Source organism: Agarivorans sp., from assembly GCF_050295395.1.
Taxonomy (GTDB): Bacteria; Pseudomonadota; Gammaproteobacteria; order Enterobacterales; family Celerinatantimonadaceae; genus Agarivorans.
In genome coordinates this window covers 1-18,115 of record NZ_JBNKPP010000271.1, presented here as the reverse complement: position 1 = coordinate 18,115, position 18,115 = coordinate 1, and the positions used below count along the sequence as shown (strand labels likewise).

Here is an 18,115-nt window from a genome sequence, read left to right as displayed (position 1 = left end):
AGCGATAAAGAGACCTGGTATTTGTTTGGCCATTGCACCGAGAAAGCGCTAAAAGCCGATGCCTTTAAGCAATGGCAAAAGGTATTTCAGCGTTTTGGCGCAAGCTTAGAAGACGTTGCCGTGGGTTGCTGTGGCATGGCCGGTACCTACGGCCACGACGCTAAACAATATGAAACCTCTAAAGCGATTTATGACTTGAGCTGGAAGCAAAAAATGGCCGAGTTACCAAGAGAACGTTGTATGGTTACCGGCTACTCTTGCCGTAGTCAGGTTAAACGCTTAGAGGGCGCGAAACCAAAACATCCTCTACAAATTTTATTAACGGTGCTGTCATGAGTATTTGGCGCGTTCCAATGAGCCTCGATGGCTTAAATGCCATGGGGGAGGGCAACATGTTGTCCTTCCTAGACATTCGTTTTTGTGAAATCGGTGATGATTACTTAGTCGCCAGCATGCCCGTTACCGCTAAAGTAAAACAGCCCATGGGCTTATTACACGGTGGGGCAAGCGTAGTACTGGCAGAGAGTATCGGTAGTTGTGCGGCTTATTGTGTAGCGGGTGAAAATGCCATGGTAGTGGGGGTTGAGATCAACGCAAATCACTTAAAAGCGGTGCGTAATGGGGAAGTAGTCGCCAAGGCTAAGCCTATTAAACTCGGCAGAACCTTGCAGGTGTGGCAAATTGATATTCACCAGCAACAAGATCTTATTTGTAGCTCGCGCCTTACCGTGATGGTGAAATCTAAGTCGTAGCTGCAGTAGCTACAAACTCAGTAATAACCTTTGGTTGTTACTGAGTTTGCTTCTCAAAGCTAAGCTTAACGGACCGCTTAAGCCCTAATCACACAGCCCCATCACGTAATTCACAAAGGGTTTCGCTTCATCTAAATCAAAGTAACCATCTTTTTTGCGAGTACTGCGTAAATACTGGTAGGTAGCTACAATCACCTTCATTACCTTTTCATTTTCTACGCTGAAGTCATGATGCTTGACTTCTGCAAGAGTGAGTTGCACGGCCTTTTCTAAGGCTTGCATATCCACTACTTCAGCCTTGCGGTATTGATAACCCTCTCCGGTGGCTAGCCACTCTAATGAGCAATTGGCCTTTTGAGCGATTTGATTCGCTTTGGCTAGACTAGGCTCTGAGCCTTTCAGATATTTGCGTATTAAGCTTTCACTTAACTCTACTTTGCGGGCAAAGCTACTAATGCTTTGCTCAGCCATTAATTCTTTTAAACGATGGGCGAAATCACTCATAACCTACATTGCCTCTCGTACTATAGTACGGTTTAAATAGTACGGTTTAAATAGTACTGTGGTATTGATTGTAGCAAGCATTACTGCAAAATACTCAACTTACTTAGAACTATAAGACGAGACAAACATGCAAAGCTTAAACAATAAGACGGCAATCGTTACCGGTGGCGCTAGCGGTATTGGTTATGCGATCGCCCAGCGCTTAGCCGAACACGGAGTTAAGGTGATTATTAGCTCGCGTAATCAACATCGCTTGCAACAAGCGGCACAACATTTAAGTGAATTTAGTGGCCATTCGGTGCTCCATTTTGGCTGTGATGTAAGATCTAAGCAACAGGTACAAGCCTTGAGAGACTATGCTATCGATCAGTTTGGCAGAATCGATATCCTAATAAATAACAGTGGATTAGGCGTGAGTGATAGTGTTGAAGATTGTAGTGAAGAAGACTGGGATTTAGTCGTAGATACTTGTACCAAAGGTACATTCCTAATGAGCCAAGCGGTCCTGCCAGCTATGAAAAATCAGCAAGCGGGTTTTATTCTTAATATTGCTTCTCAGGCGGCTAAACATGGCTACGCGAACGCGGGACCTTACTGCGCTGCCAAATTTGCTGTTCTTGGTTTAGCTGCAGCGCTGCAAGAAGAAGTGCGTCAACATGGGATTAAAGTACATAGTTTGTGTCCGGGGTTGGTACAGGTTCCCGCACCACAGTGCGAATCAGATCAAAAGAAAGGCTGGTTACAGGTAGAAGATCTTGCCGAAGCCGCGATGTTTGTATTGCGCCAACCCGCCAGAGTGCAATTAGAAAATATCGGTCTCTATGGATTTTAAACTATTACGAAGTTTTCAATAAAGCAGGGGAGTTTAATAAAGAATTGGTTGCGGGAGCCGGATTTGAACCAACGACCTTCGGGTTATGAGCCCGACGAGCTACCAGACTGCTCCATCCCGCGTCCGTAATGCGGAGCGCATAGTAAGCAGTGAGCAGACATTTTACAAGATATAATTCGTATTTTTTTGTTAAGTGCCGATTATTTAGCCGGATGAGGCTTTTACTACTGATCTTAACTAAAACAGGTATAATCCACGGGTTAATTAAATAGAGTAGACAAATGGCAGATTTTTTCGCTTCAACCGCTAAAGGTTTAGAAAGCTTATGTTTAGAAGAGATTACTGCACTGGGTGCAGAAAACTGTAAGCAGACAGTAGCAGGGGTGAGTTTCACTTGTGATTGGCCCACCGCTTACAAAATTTGTTTGTGGACACGTTTTGCATCTCGCATTTTGTTGCGCTTGGTAGAAACCCAAGCCGATAACGTAAGTGAACTATATGCTAGTGCTTATCAAATTGATTGGGCAAAATATTTCGCAGTCGATCAAACCTTCTCTGTGCATTGTACCGGCACCAATCACTTCATTAATAATAGTCAGTTTGGTGCTTTAACGGTTAAAGATGCCATTGTTGATCAGTTTAAGAAGCACTGTGGCGAGCGACCTAACGTTGCGAAGACCGATGAAGATGCGCGTATTATTGTGCGTATTGCTGGTAAACATCTAGCCATATCTTTGGATTTAGTCGGTTTGTCCTTGCACCGGCGTGGTTACCGCAGTGAGCAGGGTGAAGCGCCAGTTCGAGAAAACTTGGCTGCTGCCTTGGTGGCTCGCAGTCAATGGTCGGAAAACTATCTGATCGATCCTATGTGTGGTTCAGGCACCTTATTAATTGAAGCGGCCATGCAAGCAGCTGATATTGCTCCTGGTTTAGAGCGCGAGTTCGCCTTTACCCGCTTTGCTAACTTTGCCAAAGCCGCTTGGGCTGAGATTTTGCAACAAGCCCAAGACCGAGCCACGCTGGGACTAGAGCAGTGTACTAAGAAGTTGATTGGCTACGACATCGACCGCCGTATGGTGGCCCTTGCTAAAGCCAATATTGAGCGCGCAGGTCTAAGTAAACTGATATCGGTACACGTGCATGACGCAGCCGAGCTACCCAGCCCTCCTAAGCAAGCAGGCTTAATTCTGTCTAACCCTCCCTATGGTGAGCGCTTAGGTGAATTAACGAAGCTAATTGGTTTGTTTCTTTCTTTTGGGGCCAGCGTACGCTCTCAGTATGGGGGATGGCGTTTAGCACTATTTACTGCGGCGCCAGAATTACTGGACTACCTACGTTTACGTAGTGATAAGCAATATAAGTTTTTTAACGGGGCGCTGCCCTGTGTATTAAAGATTTATCAAATCGGCGAGGGCGCTTCGTCAGAACAGCAGCAATACGCGCCTGATTTTGTTAATCGCTTAATCAAAAACAAAAAGAAACTGCAAAAATGGATTAATCGGGAAAACATCTCCTGTTACCGTTTATATGATGCAGATCTTCCTGAATACAATGTGGCTGTTGATGTCTACCACGACTACATGGTGGTGCAGGAATATCGCGCACCTAAGAGCATTGATGCCAATAAGGCGCGACGTCGCTTACTCGATTTGCTTACTGGTTTGTTGCAAAGCGGCTTAGTGGCCAACGATAAGTTGGTGATTAAACAGCGTGCGCAACAAAAAGGGCGGCAACAGTACCAACGCCAAAGCGATGAAAAAGAACGCTTTGTAGTGCAAGAATACGGTGCTCAGTTCTATGTTAATTTAACCGACTATTTAGATACCGGTCTGTTTCTTGACCATCGCAATATGCGTCACTATCTGCAACAACATAGCCAAGGTAAAAAGGTACTTAATCTATTTGCCTATACCGGTTCGGCCAGTGTTCATGCTGCGTTAGGTGGAGCAGATAAAGTGACTACGGTTGATATGTCTAATACCTATTTGAATTGGGCGAAAGACAATTTCCGCCTAAATCAGCTACCGATTAATAAACATGAGTTTATTCGCGCCGATTGCATGGCTTGGCTTAAGTCGCCGATTTCTCAACGCTGGGATATGATATTTCTTGATCCTCCTACTTTTTCTAACTCTAAGAAAATGGAGGATACTTTTGATATTCAACGAGATCACCTTGATTTATTGAAGTCGGTTTCGCGTCTGCTTAATCCCGGTGGTAAGCTGATTTTTTCCAATAACAAACGTCATTTTAAAATCGATAAAGAAGGCTTGAGCCAGTTAGGCCTGCGCGCAGATAACATCTCGAATCAGTCTTTGTCGCCAGATTTTGAACGCAATAAACACATTCATAACTGTTGGATGATTCACAAGGATTAGTTGTATGACATGGATATTGTATAGTACCGATGGCTGTCATTTATGCGAAGACGCTAAGGCTTTAATATTGGCTAATCCCAATATTACAGAGTTACATGAGCAGGACATAATTGAAGATGACGCATTAGTCGATGAGTATCGATATAGTATTCCTGTACTTTGTCATGAACCGAGCCAACAGCGGCTTAACTGGCCCTTTGACGCCAGCCAGCTAAAACAATTTATAGAGAACTGTACGTGTTAGTTAACTTACAAGATGCTTTTTTAGCTTACGGCGATACACCGCTGCTGAATAAAGCCAATATTCAAATTAATCGTAATGAACGAGTCTGTTTAGTAGGGCGTAACGGCGCCGGTAAAAGTACCTTGCTGCAAGTATTGGAAGGGGCGATTCAACTCGACTCTGGCCAACGGCAATTAGTTAATGATGTAGTGATTACGCGTTTGCAACAAGACCCACCGCAGGCCAGTGAGCAACGTATCTTCGATTTTGTTGCCGCAGGCAAACCGCATATTGGTAAGTTATTAAGCGAGTTTCATCAGTTAACGTCGAACATCGATGAAAACGCCAGCGAACAAGCGTTAAAACGCATGCAGCAAGTACAGCATGAGATTGATGTTGTTGATGGCTGGAAATTTGATAGCGAAATTCAAAAAGTACTCACCACCATGAAATTGGATGGCGAAGCCTCGTTGCAGGGCTTGTCGGGTGGGTGGCTTCGTAAAGTAGCGTTGGCAAAGGCCTTGGCCGGTGAGCCAGATATTTTGCTCTTGGACGAACCTACCAACCACCTTGATATATCAACCATCCAGTGGCTAGAAGATTTTCTGGTTAATTTCAAAGGTACCATTGTATTTATCAGCCACGACCGTGCTTTCATTCGAAAAATTGCCACTCGTATTATCGATATTGATCGCGGTGTATTAACCTCCTGGCCGGGTAATTACGATGCTTACCTAGAAGGGAAAGCAGAGTGGTTACGAGTAGAAGAAGAGCAAAACGCACTGTTTGACAAACGTTTAGCTGAAGAAGAAAGCTGGATCCGCCAAGGCATTAAGGCCCGCCGTACCCGTAACGAAGGGCGAGTACGGGCGCTAAAAGCAATGCGCAACGAGCGTAGTGAACGGGTAAACCGCCAGGGCACCTCTAAGATGCAAATCGACGATGGTTTACGCTCGGGCAAGGTGGTATTTGAAGCCGAGCAACTTAGCTTTGCTTATCCCGGACAAAAGCAGCCGATCATTTCGCCATTAGATTTGTTAGTGATGCGCGGCGACAAAATCGCCCTAGTTGGAGCTAACGGCTGTGGTAAATCGACATTAATCAAAATTTTGTTACAGCAATTACAGCCCAGCGGCGGTAATTTGAAGGTCGGGACCAATTTATCGGTAGCTTATTTCGACCAATATCGTCAGGAACTGGATCCAGACAAAACCCTGTTAGACAATCTTGCCGGCGGAAAACAGGAAGTAGAGATTAACGGTACTAAGCGCCATGTTATGGGCTACTTGCAAGACTTTTTATTTCACCCCAAACGTGCTTTTACTCCAGTTAAAGCCTTATCTGGGGGGGAGAAAAACCGCTTGATGTTAGCCAAGTTGTTCTTGAAGCCGGCTAATTTATTGGTATTAGATGAACCAACCAACGATCTTGATGTCGAAACGCTGGAGCTATTGGAAGAGTTAGTCAGTCAATATAGCGGTACGGTATTGTTGGTGAGTCACGACCGTAGTTTTATTGATAATACCGCTAGCCATATTTGGTATTTTGATGGCAATGGCAGGGTTGATACCTTCGTTGGCGGTTACTCAGAAACCGTCAGTTATTTGCAACAACAGCAAAAGCCTCAAACGGTTAAAGCTGAAATTAAATCCGAAGTTGTTCAGCGGTCAGTCAAACAAACTAAAAAATTGTCTTATAAGTTGCAGCTGGAGCTTGACCAGTTGCCTGAAAAATTAGAAGCTGCCGAAGCCGAGGTGGAACAGCTACAAAGTAAAGTGAATGAACCCGAGTTTTTCAATCTCGATCAAGATCTTGTTCAATCCACTTTAACTCGTTTAGCCAGCGCAGAAGAGCAGCTTGAAGCCCTGTTTATGCGTTGGGAAGAATTGGAAGAATTAAAAAATTCATGAAGAAATCACTATTAACACGATCGTTTGGTATCGCATTCGCGCCTTTATTGTTGTCTGTTAGTTACGCTCAAGCAGCACAAACCGAATCCTACTACTTAATTGAAGAAATTCCCTTTAGTGCCGAAAATGGTCTAAGTGAAGCGCAAAGCAATATCGTTGTTACCGCCGCCAGTGAAGACGGCGAATTTGTAGCGGGTAATGCCTTAACCTTTAGAACTTACTTTCGCTTTTATGACTTCGCTAATCGCACCACTTATGACTATGGCTGTCAGTATGCTAGTGAAGTGTGTCGCATGTTTAATGAAGGCGAGGGCTCATTCTATGATCTCTATCGTAAACGCCTACGTGAGCAACGTTCTAACTTGTATCAATCAAACGTATTAGCTTTTCTAGCTGAGCGTAATGTGAGTGGTAGCCATAGCGACGGTAAAAATATTTCGCCACTGCCTCAGTGGAGTACCATCAACGAAAAACTGTTTATTTTCGATGAGCAAACGAACAGTGATTACACCACCGATACTCGGGTTAATCATATCGATAGTCAGTTAGGCTGGGCGGTGGGCTACGACTCTGCGCCATTTTCTATTAGTAGCGAAAATTATTATACGCGCGAGTTTATTCAACGCGGTTTTGCTTACAACCTCTTCACTCAAGCAAAAGTTAGTCTGCTTCCTACCGCCTTTAATAGCAGTGGTGATTTAGCCGATGACCGCGGTGGCTTATCCGCCGGTTTAACAACGATAGAGCAAGATGGCCGAACTTTAGTGATTGGCCTTGCCAGTGTCGGCTACTCAAATAATGATAGTTTTGGTGAGTGTCAACGCGGCGATGAACAAAGCTATTACCGTTGTTCTGGTTTCCATACTCAAGCCTGGGTATGGGATATTACCGATGCACAAGATGGTGATGAAGTAATCGGCCAAGCCTTAGTTGATGGTTACGCGCGCTCTCGTTATAGCAATGCACCCAATTATAACTATTTGAAAGACTATAATGGCGAGTTCTTTGTTGGCCTGTCTTCTGACGACGTTTACGACAGTAATAACGGTTCGCGCGGTCGTGCGGCAATTTATAGCGACAACGGAGATGGGACTTACCAAGTTAAGCGTATTCCCAATATTCGCATCGATGGTGATAACGACAAATTTGAAGACTCGGTATCACATACCTGGGCGACTGGCGTTAACCAACAAAACTTGGTTATCGGCAATTTGCGTTATGTTGAAGTGAAATCACGTAACCGTCCGGTAGAGGGCTTTGTGTACGACGCGAATGAAAGCTCAGAAAACTTTGAGACGGTAAATTGGCCGCTACGTAATAAACCCTTTAGCGGCGCTAACAGTGAGTTTGCCGATATCAACAATAATGGTTTAATTGTCGGCTGGAAAGACGGTGCCACTGAAGAGCAGCCAGCTTATAACGGTACTACTCGACGTCAAACTGCGATGTTATTGGACTACCAACGCTACTTAGCTGGCGAAACAAGCTTCAATTGGTCGCTTAATCAGTTAACCTGTTATGAGCAAGACGGCGAAGCGAAAGTGCCACTATATCGTATCGAATATGCGACTCATATTAATGATGAAGGTGATATTTTCGCCAGTGGTTACCATTACGAAACGGCTAATGACTTTATCTACGGATTGAATCCCCGTCCGGTATTGTTGAAGTTAGTGAGAAACCCTGCGGTGACTGATATCGATGATTTAGCGGTTTGCCCAAGCTTAGAAGAGCAGAAATACGAGCGTAAAGGGGCGGCGAATATCTGGCTTGGCCTGATCTTGTTACCGCTGGTTTTTGTGAGACGTTTCATAAAAAAATAAATTATCTTTAAGCTGTAACAAAAAGATCAGATAGTTAGCGAATACTTAAAAATTTGCTTTTGATCTTTTAAAAACGATAAGCGATAGTAGATCAGGAGTCCAGTTGGACTCCTGATTTGTTTTCTGATCTTGATAAGGAAGAAGTCTATGAAACGACAAAAACGCGATCGTTTAGAAAGAGCGCATGCCAAAGGATATCAAGCAGGTTTGTCAGGTAGGTCAAAAGAGACCTGTCCGTATGGAGGAGCAGATGCCAGAGGGTATTGGTACGGTGGGTGGCGTGAGGCTGTTGAAGAACGCGTTTCGGGACTAGACAATCATTAACATCAACAACAAGATATAAAAAAAGCCCTTATTTAAGGGCTTTTTTTTGCTTAGTTCTAATAAATTTAGAAACTAGACGTATCGGTAAATAAACCAACTTTTAAATCGTTTGCAGAGTAGATTTCACGGCCGTCAACTTCAACTACGCCGTCAGCAATACCCATCACTAATTTACGCATAATTACCCGTTTCATTTGAATGCGGTAAGTGACTTTTTTCGCGGTAGGTAGCACTTGGCCAGTGAATTTTACTTCACCAACACCTAAGGCGCGTCCTTTACCTGGACCACCGCTCCAACCTAGGAAGAAGCCAACTAATTGCCACATCGCATCTAGGCCTAAACAGCCTGGCATTACTGGGTCGCCAGGAAAGTGGCAATCAAAAAACCAAAGATCAGGTGTAATATCTAGCTCGGCTATGATTTCGCCATTGCCAAATTGGCCACCCTCATGGGTGATTTTCAGAATGCGATCCATCATTAACATATTGGGAGCCGGCAATTTACTGTTACCTTCGCCAAATAAAAGCCCTTGGCTGCAATCAAGCAATTCTTGGCGTTCATAGCTAGTTTTACCTAACTCTTTTTGCGAAACCTGAGTCATGAATTATACCTTTAAAAAATTTGCCGCTACTTTAGCGAACAGGTGTGCGCTAAACAAGTCCGATGTCTAAAAATATTAAGATAGTTTAAATAACTTAGTAAATTTGTGAATAAGCGCTTGAGCAAGGCTTGGTTCGTCACTACCGATGTTAACTCGTTTGTAAACCTTACCAAATACCGTAGTTTCATCGCTAAGCCTCCCCGCTTCCAATTTAAACAAGTGAGGAATAGCTTGCTCAATATTATCCACTGCGTAAATGCTCAGCGACTGGCGCTCACAGGCTAGCAATAGCGCTTGGCTTAAATTTAGCTGTTTAAGGTTGGCTTTGGGAATAACCACAGCAAGTGGCGTGGTTATATTCAGTAATTGGCTAACTCGGTAAAAACCTTCGATTTTCTCATTAATGCCGCCCACCGCCAATACATTGCCTTTTTGGTCTAACGCACCAGTGACAGCGGTATTTTGCTCTATGGGTAAACGGGCTAGGGCACTGAGTAACGCTAAACAGCTGGCTAAAGAGGCACTATCGCCTTCTATTTCATGGTAAGACTGTTCAAATACGATATTGGCCGAATAAGGAAAGTGGTGCTCTAGTGCGAATAACTCACTGAGAAAGCCATGAATAATCATCATCGACTTAGCGTGGATATTCCCCGCTAGCTCGGCTTTACGCTCCACATCCATGAAGTCACCATCACCTTGGAAGACATTCGCGGTAATTCTGATTGGTTCGCCAAAGGAATGACCTAAACCGTTAAAGTCGATCACCGACAAACCGTTGATTTGTCCCACGCGAGAGCCGCTTAATTCAATTTGGGTTTGTCTATCCTTATAAGACAAGTCGCTAAATAGTTGTTGGCCATTAATATGTTGCGCCAGCGATTCTAAAGCCTGGTCAAAACCCAGAGCATCTTGGTTTAAGCCTAAGTGCTGCATGAGTCGAAGTGGCTTCATTACATCGGCAATGTTTAAGCTTAATAATTGCTGATGTTCACATAAAAAGGCGGCACGTTTAAGCACGGGATAATAAAGAGCTTGAGTAAGAGGCGCGAGTCCGTCATTTTTAAGTTGCCAATTAATTTGACTCAAGTAGGCCGTTACATTGGCTTCTGTTGCCTCTAAATCCAGTGGCAGTTCAGTTTCTATTAAACACTGCGAGGCAAGCTCTGGATCGAGTTGGTAGAGGTCGGCAATTGCGCTAGCGTGGCCGGTAACAATCAACTTGGTTGAAATGGCTAAGTCTTGCGCTTGCCATAAGCGTTGATGACTAGCCAATTTGTCCCAGCTGAAGGTGGCGGTTCTCAGGCAACTCTTTAACTCAAACCAAAGATTAGCCTCAGCCAATATGTCTTCAGCATTAATGGCCAAGATACCGTTGGCGGCCTTGGCGACTAAGCCCAAATTAAGCTGTTCCAGTCCTGCTATTTGGCCGCTAGCGGGCATTAGCTGTTCACCAAAGAGCTGTTGGCGGTTGAATTGGTGACAATAAGTCACCCCAGGCGAGCTGCGCCATATTTTGATATAAGCCTCTGGCGATACGCTTTGTGGTTGGCCTTGTAAATGTAGGTTTAAGGCGCCTAACGCCTTATGAAGCTCACTTGCTTCGCTACCTTCAAGCTGATTGGCTAAGTCTGCAAGCGCCTGTTGCAATGTTTGTTCGGTTGTGGATTGGCGTAGCGCTTCTAGGGCGTGCTGAATGCTTAGATATTGCGACTCAGTTAGCGACAAGCAAATAGCTTTACTAGGGGAGCTGGGGCTAAAAATGAGTGCGAAAGCACTAGCAGAGGCCACTGGTTTTACCGCTAGTTGGGTAAAAATTGTTGGCAAATCGAAGAAGCTCGCGGCTTGGCACACCAAAAAAGGCTGAGCAGACATTGTTGTCGCAAAGAAGTCGATGCTGGCTTTAAGCTGCGGAAGCAACTCTGGCCACTGTTGGCATGGCGACAGTGGCAGTTCGCTTAGCGAATATTGCGGGCTCAGCATATCTAAGGGTAAGGCGTGTTCAGTCAATTTTTGTTTCCATTTAGCAAGCGTGCTTTTAAGTATTTTTGTTAGTTAAAACAAACCATTAAAATTTATAAGACAATAGCTGCAATCCAACCAAAAACCAATAACGGCAAGTTAAAATGCAAGAACGTCGGTACCACAGTATCCCAGATATGGTCGTGTTGACCGTCACTGTTTAAACCGGCTGTTGGCCCAAGGGTTGAGTCTGATGCAGGCGAACCCGCATCGCCAAGTGCCGCCGCGGTGCCAACTAAGGCAACGGTGGCCAGTTCTGAAAAGCCTAAAGACAGCGCTAACGGAACATAAATAGCGGCAATAATTGGGATGGTTGAGAACGAAGAGCCGATGCCCATGGTGATCAACAGCCCCATCAATAGCAATACCGCTGCGGCAAAGGCCTTGTTGCTACCGAGAATTTGCTCAGCGCTAGCCACCAAATCGGGCACGCCGCCGCTGGCTTTCATCACACTGGCAAAACCATTTGCAGCAATCATGATAAACCCAATCAGGGCCATTAGTTTTACGCCTTCAATAAACAAGTCTTGGCTGTTTTGCGGGCGGATTCCCGAGGCGGTAGTTAGCATCAAAAAGCCGGCTAAAGCACCAATAATAATAGAGCCGGTATAAACGTTGATGGCCAATGCAGCCACAATAATAGCGATATTAACCAAGCTTCGTGCAGCGCTAGGCGTGGCCACCGGCTCATTATGCACTAATACATCGCGTTCCACATGCTGATATTGGCGTGGCTTTCGATATGACACAAAAATCGCCAGTAACAAACCTAATACCATGCCGAGGGCCGGAATGGTCATTGCCAGTGGTAATTGGCTTTGCTCTATGCTTAAGCCCGCGCTAGTGATATTGCCGTAGAGCAATTGATTTAAGAAGATGCTACCAAAGCCATAGGGCAGCCACATATAGGTGGTAACAAGGCCAAAGGTAATACAGCAGGCAATAATACGTCTGTCTAGGTTGAGTTGATTAAACGCCGCTGTGAGTGGCGGAATTAAAATAGGGATAAAGGCGATATGCACCGGTACTAGGTTTTGCGAGCATACCGCCATAACAATAATGGCACCCAACATCATCCACTTTACTAGCGATAAATGGGTCTCACGATGTTGCTCCACATTACGAATAATCTTGTGTGCTATTAAGTCGGTAAGGCCACTGCGTGAAATTGCTACCGCAAAGGCACCTAATAAAGCGTAGCTTAGGGCGATTTCAGCACCGTCACCTAAACCCCCCTCAAAAGCCTTGATGGTATCATTCAGGCTTAGCCCCGAGAGTAAACCACCTAACAGGGCACTAACCGACAGGGCAATAATAACGTTAACCTTAAGCAGGCTCAGCACCAGCATCAAACATACGGATAATACGACGGGGTTCATTAATAGGCTCATGCTTGTTCATTCTGTTCTGAAGGTTGAGGGAGAGGCCAGCCACCTAGGCTTTGCCATTTATTAACGATTAAGCAGAAAAGCTCTGCGGTTTTTTCGGCATCGTATAGGGCTGAGTGCGCCTCTTGATTACTGAATTCTAATCCTGCTTCACGGCAAGCCTTAGCTAATACCGTTTGCCCTAGCGCCAAGGCGCTAATACTGGTGGTATCAAAGCTCACAAAAGGGTGAAACGGATTACGTTTAATATTACAACGCTCTACCGCCGCATTGAAAAAGCCCATATCAAAAGCGGCATTGTGCGCCACCATTACCGCTCTATTACACCCATGTGCTTTTAAGGCTTTACGGATCGGTTTAAACATTTCTTTTAAGGCATGTTCTTCTGTTACCGCTCCACGTAAGGGGTTATGGGGGTCGATTCCGGTAAAGTCTAACGCAGCCTGCTCTAAGTTAGCCCCTTCAAAAGGCTCTACATTAAATTGAATTTTTTGTAACACTTCCAGCTCGCCAACTGGGTTAAAAGTGAGCAAGCAAGCGGCAATCTCCAACATGGCGTCGGTTTTGGGATTAAAGCCTGCGGTTTCTATGTCGATAACGACAGGGTAATAGCCGCGAAATCGGCTAGACATTAACTGAGTCGTGTGTTCTGTAATGGTCATAATGTGGGAAACTAAAAATAGAAGCGCGCATTATTACAAAAGCTGCAAAGAATCGCGAATTTGCTTTAAAGAATATCGAGGGTGGGCCGATAATTTATCGAGAAGAGAGGATTTTTGCGAATGAAACGTTATTTAGTGCTGCCTTTAGCCATCTGCGCTATCTCTGCCCAGGCCAATGTCCGTAACTATTCGGCGCCACTGGACGACTCCACTTGGGTGATGTCTAGCCAAACGCCGATTGAGTGTCGCATGGACCATATTATTCCGTCGTTTGGCGTGGCCAGTTTTGTTAGCCGCGCGTCCAAACAGGTTAATCTAGATTTCTATCTCGATATGTATCGTATTAGCGCGGAAACCCATCAAGTCTCGTTACGCAGTGTGCCTCCGCGCTGGAAACCGGGCGCTAGCGTTAAAAAGATCAGCGAACTGTCTTTCTACCAACAGTTTGACGGCTATGTAAACGAGCAGCCCGCTTGGCAAATGTTAAGTGAACTGGAAGACGGTAATGTACCGACCTTTTACTTCAACGATTGGTATGCCAATAGCACCACTACAGCGGTGGGTATTTCTTCTATTAACTTCAAACAGCAATACAACGAATTTCTCAAGTGCGTAGGGCGTTTGTTGCCGTATTCTTTCGAGGATATTGCCTTTACGGTGTTAAGTTATCAGTCTAACAGTGACGAGTTAACAGCACGTTCTAAACAGCGCTTGCAGCTAATTGGCGACTATGTAAAACATGATCCCAATATTGATGTGGTTTTGGTAGACGCTTATACCGACAGTTACGGTGGTAAATGGATTAACCAAGAGCTCTCGGAAAAACGCGCCAATATGGTAAAAGACTACTTTAAATCTAACGGCTTAGACGAGAATGCCATTGACGTATCGGGCCATGGCGAGCGCCGCCATGTAGCCACTAACGCCACACCTTTAGGCCGAGAACGTAACCGTCGCGTAGTGATTTCTTTAGGTAAAGACTTACTTTAATTTGCCTGGTTCAGCTTATGGCTTGCTAACACTTAGCAAGCCTGTATGGTTGCAACAGTTAATCAGTGAAGCTACTTCATCCATTTCGAAGCAAACACAGACCTAGTATCCTAGGTTTAGCTAAGTTGCTTAACCCATAATATCCTGCTCAGTCATAGAAATAATTAAGGCCTATTACTAGGCCTTAGTTGTCAAGAAAATGTGTTTTAGTACTCAGTCTTATCTTTAAATTCACATAGGTCTTCAATAATGCAGGCGCCGCAGCGCGGTTTACGAGCCACACAGGTGTAGCGGCCATGCAGAATCAGCCAGTGGTGAACATCTACCTTAAACTCTTTGGGTACCACTTTAAGTAACTTTTGTTCTACCTGATCGACGTTTTTACCCATGGCAAATTTAGTGCGGTTACTCACTCGATAAATATGAGTATCTACTGCAATGGTGGGCCAGCCAAAGGCGGTATTCAGTACCACGTTGGCGGTTTTACGGCCAACGCCGGGTAAGGCTTCTAAGGCTTCACGGTTTTCCGGTACTTGGCCGCCGTGCTGCTCGATAAGGATCTTACAGGTTTTAATTAGGTTCTCGGCTTTGGAGTTAAATAAGCCGATGGTTTTGATATAAGCCTTTAGTTTTTCCACGCCCAGTTGGTAAATCGCTTCGGGGGTATTGGCCACCGGAAACAATTTGTCGGTGGCTTTGTTTACTGATACATCGGTGGCTTGAGCCGACAGCAATACTGCAGCCAATAATTCAAAGGGGCTAGAAAAATTAAGCTCAGTAGTGGGATGCGGGTTGTCGTCGCGCAGCCGAGTAAGAATTTCTAAACGTTTTTCTTTATTCATAGGGTTTGTGAGTTTTCTGCATTGCTAACAACCACGGCTTGTTTATTGGCTAAGCGGTTGTCGATGATATTTTTTATGGCGATGATGAAGCCCATTACCAAGAATGCGCCGGGCGGCAGAATGGCCACCAGGAAGTGCTCGTTAAAATTCACTACTTGAATGTAGAGAAAAGAAGCCCAGTCGCCCAGTAATAACTCAATACCATAAAACAAGCTGCCGTTACCCAAGAGTTCGCGAATCGCGCCTACTACCATTAGTACTAAGGTAAAACCTAGCCCCATCATTAGGCCATCAAAAGCGGCGGGTTTTACTTCGTTACGGGCAGCAAAGGCTTCGGCGCGACCAATGATGATGCAGTTGGTCACGATCAGCGGAATAAATATGCCAAGGTTTTGGTACAAGCCGTAGGTAAAGGCATTCATCAGTAACTGAATACAGGTAACAAATGAGGCGATCACCATAACAAATACCGGAATACGAATTTCCTTAGCGACCCACTGGCGAATTAACGATACCGTGGTATTGGAAGCAATTAAGACTAACATCGTAGCCACACCAAGGCCCAAGGCGTTGGTGAGGGTAGAGGTAACGGCCAACAGCGGGCATAAACCTAACAGTTGTACTAAACCGGGATTGTTTTTCCAAAGGCCTTGCCAAGCCAGTTTTTTATATTCACTCATGTTGGCTTCCTGTTTAACAATCGCTAGCCGATTGAATAATTTGCTGTTGATTAGCCTTATGGTAAATCAACACGTTTTTCACCGCTTTAATGACCGCACGAGGGGTAATGGTAGCGCCAGTGAAGGCGTCAAACTGACCACCGTCTTTTTTCACTGCCCAGCGAGAGTCGTCATCTGCTACCAACCGCTGCTGGTTAAACTGATATATCCAATCTGATTTTCGGGTTTCGATTTTATCGCCTAAGCCGGGTGTTTCGTTGTGTTGCACTACACGAACGCCACTGACACTACCATCACTGTTCACGCCCACCAATAATTGGATGGCGCCACTGTAACCGTCGGGGGCTGTAGTTTGATAAACCAAGGCTTGGGTTTGCTGGTTTTGACTAATCACTCGCACCGTTTGTTGTTTAGCATTACCCAATAAGGGCTCACTGTGAGCGATAAAACACTGTTGTTGATAGCTTGAAGCGGCTAACTCTGGGTTTAATACCTCGTTGGTGGATTTCACCAGCTGCCGCTGAATTTGCTCGGCTATCTTATCTTCGGTAAAGAAATTAACAATCACCACTAACAAGGTACAAGCAAAGGCAAACAGCGCCAGCATGCTGGCGTTGGACATCATTGACTGGCGTTTACTTGTCATTTTTACTTCCCTCGCCGTAACCGTATACTCGCGGTTTAGTGAAATGGTCGATCATAGGTACCGCCATATTGCTTAACAATACCGAGAAGGCCACGGCATCGGGGTAACCGCCATAGTTTCTAATTACAAATACTAATACCGCAACTAAGCTGGCGTAAATTAAGCGACCACGGTTACTCGTAGCGGCGCTGACCGGATCGGTAAGAATGAAAAACGCACCCAGCATGGTGGCGCCAGAAAATAGCTGCACTAATACCGGTGTATTATGGTCGGGGCTAATGATGGCCGCCGCCACACTTAACAGCAATAAGGTGCTTAAAAACGCCACCGGAATATGCCAACGGATCACCTTGAGGTAAATCAAGGCCAAACCACCGGCTAAATAAGCCAGATTAATCCATTGCCAGCCAACGCCCGCAAGGAAACCAAAGGTGGGGCTTTGGCTAATTTCGCTGGAGGTATAACCCAAAGATAATTGGGTTTTCATTTCATCTAGCGGTGTCGCAAGGGTATGGCCATCCACACTGGTAATTTGGTTAAGGCTAAAACCGTCGGTGGTAAAACCGCTAAAGATTAAGCTTAGCCCGTCAATACTCGACAAACTTTCGCTTAATAAACTTTGGGGCGGCATCCAGCTGGTCATAGTGACGGGGAACGACACTAACAACAATACGTAGGCAGCCATGGCTGGGTTAAAAATATTATGCCCTAAGCCGCCATAGAGGTGCTTAACCACCAAAATAGCAAAGCTTGCACCAAGCACCGCTATCCACCACGGGGCGTACGCGGGCAGGGCTAGTCCGATTAACATGCCTGTGACTAGAGCGCTGTTGTCGGACAGCGTGGCCCAAATAGGCCGCTTGCGTAGTATTAGCACCACCGTTTCTGCGAGAACGGCGGTTAGGCCTGCAAGTAATACTTGGCTTAGTGTGCCAATACCAAACAGAGTGCTTTGCACCGCCAGGCCAGGCAACAAACATAAGATTACCCAAAACATAAGGGTTTTGGTTTGAATGGGTTTTCTTACAAAGGGAGAGCTTTGTAATGGTTTATTGATCATCTAATGGCTTCTCTTCGCGTTGTTGTTCTGCGGCTTTTTTGGCTTTAGCTTTAGCTATGGCCGCAGCTACTGCGGCCGACTTGGCTTTTTTAGCTGCTGGTTCCGCTGTAGCGCTAGTACCCGCATTGTCGCTGTGATCTTTTTCACCGCTGGCAACTTGTTCGGCTTGGGCCTTTTTTGCTTTAGCCTTGGCGATAGCTGCGGTAACCGCAGCCGATTTAGGCTTTTTAGGTGCTTGTTCGGCTGGCGTAGCGTTTGCCTCAGCGTCCGCGCCTTGCTCTGCTTTCTTGGCTTTAGCTTTGGCGATAGCGGCTGAAACGGCGGCCGACTGAGGCTTTTTAGGTGTGTACTCAGCTAATTCGGCCGCTTTTACTTGCTCTGCACTGGCCTCGGCAGCTTGCTCGGTTTGAGCTTTCTTAGCTTTAGCCCGAGCAATGGCTGCCGCTACCGCAGGATTGCTAGAACTTGCTGGTTTGT

General features: G+C 45.4%; 17 protein-coding genes, 1 tRNA gene and 2 pseudogenes. 9 read left to right on the top strand and 11 right to left on the bottom strand.

Annotation, left to right across the window (positions count from 1 at the left end; translation table 11 throughout):
- Both ACQY6Q_RS16255 and ACQY6Q_RS16250 read left to right on the top strand, forming a co-directional pair.
- A pseudogene (locus tag ACQY6Q_RS16255) lies at positions 1 to 336 on the top strand (hypothetical protein); the annotation flags it as partial.
- On the top strand, positions 333 to 752 hold the full coding sequence (locus ACQY6Q_RS16250) for a hotdog fold thioesterase (RefSeq protein WP_427983033.1): 420 nt from the start codon (positions 333 to 335) through the stop codon (positions 750 to 752). The pseudogene ACQY6Q_RS16255 and the gene ACQY6Q_RS16250, both read left to right, overlap by 4 nt.
- 84 nt (positions 753 to 836) lie before the next feature.
- Here the strand turns inward: ACQY6Q_RS16250 and ACQY6Q_RS16245 are convergent, their stop codons facing one another.
- Positions 837 to 1,256, bottom strand: coding sequence for a helix-turn-helix domain-containing protein (locus tag ACQY6Q_RS16245; protein ID WP_427983032.1), 420 nt, complete (start codon positions 1,254 to 1,256; stop codon positions 837 to 839).
- Between the two features lie 127 nt (positions 1,257 to 1,383).
- On the opposite strand from ACQY6Q_RS16245, the gene ACQY6Q_RS16240 reads away from it, so the two are divergent.
- Positions 1,384 to 2,088 carry an SDR family oxidoreductase gene (locus ACQY6Q_RS16240; RefSeq protein ID WP_427983031.1) on the top strand — a complete coding sequence of 235 codons (705 nt, stop codon included), beginning with the start codon at positions 1,384 to 1,386 and terminating at the stop codon, positions 2,086 to 2,088.
- Positions 2,089 to 2,133: 45 nt separating this feature from the next.
- Here the strand turns inward: ACQY6Q_RS16240 and ACQY6Q_RS16235 are convergent.
- Positions 2,134 to 2,210 (bottom strand) — tRNA-Met (locus tag ACQY6Q_RS16235).
- A gap of 159 nt (positions 2,211 to 2,369) precedes the next feature.
- Here ACQY6Q_RS16235 and rlmKL point away from each other — a divergent pair.
- The 5 genes from rlmKL to rmf all read left to right on the top strand — a co-directional run bounded on the left by rlmKL (position 2,370) and on the right by rmf (position 8,746).
- Positions 2,370 to 4,466, top strand: coding sequence for a bifunctional 23S rRNA (guanine(2069)-N(7))-methyltransferase RlmK/23S rRNA (guanine(2445)-N(2))-methyltransferase RlmL (gene rlmKL, locus ACQY6Q_RS16230; RefSeq protein ID WP_427983030.1), 2,097 nt, complete (start codon positions 2,370 to 2,372; stop codon positions 4,464 to 4,466).
- Between the two features lie 4 nt (positions 4,467 to 4,470).
- Entirely contained in the window at positions 4,471 to 4,710 is a 240-nt protein-coding gene (locus ACQY6Q_RS16225) for a glutaredoxin family protein (protein WP_055731722.1), read from the top strand.
- Positions 4,704 to 6,599, top strand: coding sequence for an ATP-binding cassette ATPase Uup (gene uup / locus ACQY6Q_RS16220; RefSeq protein WP_427983028.1), 1,896 nt, complete (start codon positions 4,704 to 4,706; stop codon positions 6,597 to 6,599). The genes ACQY6Q_RS16225 and uup overlap by 7 nt, the downstream gene beginning before the upstream one ends.
- On the top strand, positions 6,596 to 8,422 hold the full coding sequence (locus tag ACQY6Q_RS16215) for a DUF3466 family protein (RefSeq protein WP_427983027.1): 1,827 nt from the start codon (positions 6,596 to 6,598) through the stop codon (positions 8,420 to 8,422). The genes uup and ACQY6Q_RS16215 overlap by 4 nt, the downstream gene beginning before the upstream one ends.
- Before the next feature lie 147 nt (positions 8,423 to 8,569).
- The gene (rmf, locus tag ACQY6Q_RS16210) at positions 8,570 to 8,746 is read left to right on the top strand and encodes a ribosome modulation factor (RefSeq protein ID WP_427983025.1); all 177 of its coding nucleotides are present in this window, start codon (positions 8,570 to 8,572) and stop codon (positions 8,744 to 8,746) included.
- A 65-nt stretch (positions 8,747 to 8,811) separates the two neighbouring features.
- Here rmf and fabA read toward each other — a convergent pair whose 3' ends face one another.
- From fabA to rnt, 4 genes are all read right to left on the bottom strand, one after another.
- Entirely contained in the window at positions 8,812 to 9,348 is a 537-nt protein-coding gene (gene fabA / locus ACQY6Q_RS16205) for a bifunctional 3-hydroxydecanoyl-ACP dehydratase/trans-2-decenoyl-ACP isomerase (protein WP_427983024.1), read from the bottom strand.
- A 75-nt stretch (positions 9,349 to 9,423) separates the two neighbouring features.
- Positions 9,424 to 11,358, bottom strand: a complete 1,935-nt coding sequence (locus ACQY6Q_RS16200) for a S16 family serine protease (RefSeq protein ID WP_427983021.1) — start codon at positions 11,356 to 11,358, stop codon at positions 9,424 to 9,426.
- 65 nt (positions 11,359 to 11,423) lie between these two features.
- Entirely contained in the window at positions 11,424 to 12,749 is a 1,326-nt protein-coding gene (locus tag ACQY6Q_RS16195) for a Na+/H+ antiporter family protein (protein ID WP_427983034.1), read from the bottom strand.
- An 8-nt stretch (positions 12,750 to 12,757) separates the two neighbouring features.
- Positions 12,758 to 13,420, bottom strand: coding sequence for a ribonuclease T (gene rnt / locus ACQY6Q_RS16190; RefSeq protein ID WP_427983019.1), 663 nt, complete (start codon positions 13,418 to 13,420; stop codon positions 12,758 to 12,760).
- 120 nt (positions 13,421 to 13,540) lie between these two features.
- Here rnt and ACQY6Q_RS16185 point away from each other — a divergent pair, with 120 nt between their 5' ends.
- On the top strand, positions 13,541 to 14,410 hold the full coding sequence (locus ACQY6Q_RS16185; RefSeq protein WP_427983017.1) for a flagellar protein MotY: 870 nt from the start codon (positions 13,541 to 13,543) through the stop codon (positions 14,408 to 14,410).
- Positions 14,411 to 14,616: 206 nt separating this feature from the next.
- Here ACQY6Q_RS16185 and nth read toward each other — a convergent pair whose 3' ends face one another.
- The 5 genes and pseudogenes from nth to ACQY6Q_RS16160 form a co-directional block, all read right to left on the bottom strand.
- Positions 14,617 to 15,252 (bottom strand): endonuclease III, encoded by a 636-nt coding sequence (nth, locus tag ACQY6Q_RS16180; protein WP_427983015.1) that lies wholly within the window; start codon positions 15,250 to 15,252, stop codon positions 14,617 to 14,619.
- The gene (locus ACQY6Q_RS16175) at positions 15,249 to 15,932 is read right to left on the bottom strand and encodes an electron transport complex subunit E (RefSeq protein WP_427983012.1); all 684 of its coding nucleotides are present in this window, start codon (positions 15,930 to 15,932) and stop codon (positions 15,249 to 15,251) included. Before ACQY6Q_RS16175 ends, nth begins: the two co-directional genes overlap by 4 nt.
- Before the next feature lie 13 nt (positions 15,933 to 15,945).
- Complete coding sequence (rsxG, locus tag ACQY6Q_RS16170; protein ID WP_427983010.1) at positions 15,946 to 16,578, bottom strand: electron transport complex subunit RsxG; 633 nt, start codon at positions 16,576 to 16,578, stop codon at positions 15,946 to 15,948.
- The gene (rsxD, locus tag ACQY6Q_RS16165) at positions 16,568 to 17,638 is read right to left on the bottom strand and encodes an electron transport complex subunit RsxD (protein WP_427983007.1); all 1,071 of its coding nucleotides are present in this window, start codon (positions 17,636 to 17,638) and stop codon (positions 16,568 to 16,570) included. The genes rsxG and rsxD overlap by 11 nt, the downstream gene beginning before the upstream one ends.
- Positions 17,628 to 18,115 (bottom strand): annotated as a pseudogene (locus tag ACQY6Q_RS16160) (electron transport complex subunit RsxC); the annotation flags it as partial. The gene rsxD and the pseudogene ACQY6Q_RS16160, both read right to left, overlap by 11 nt.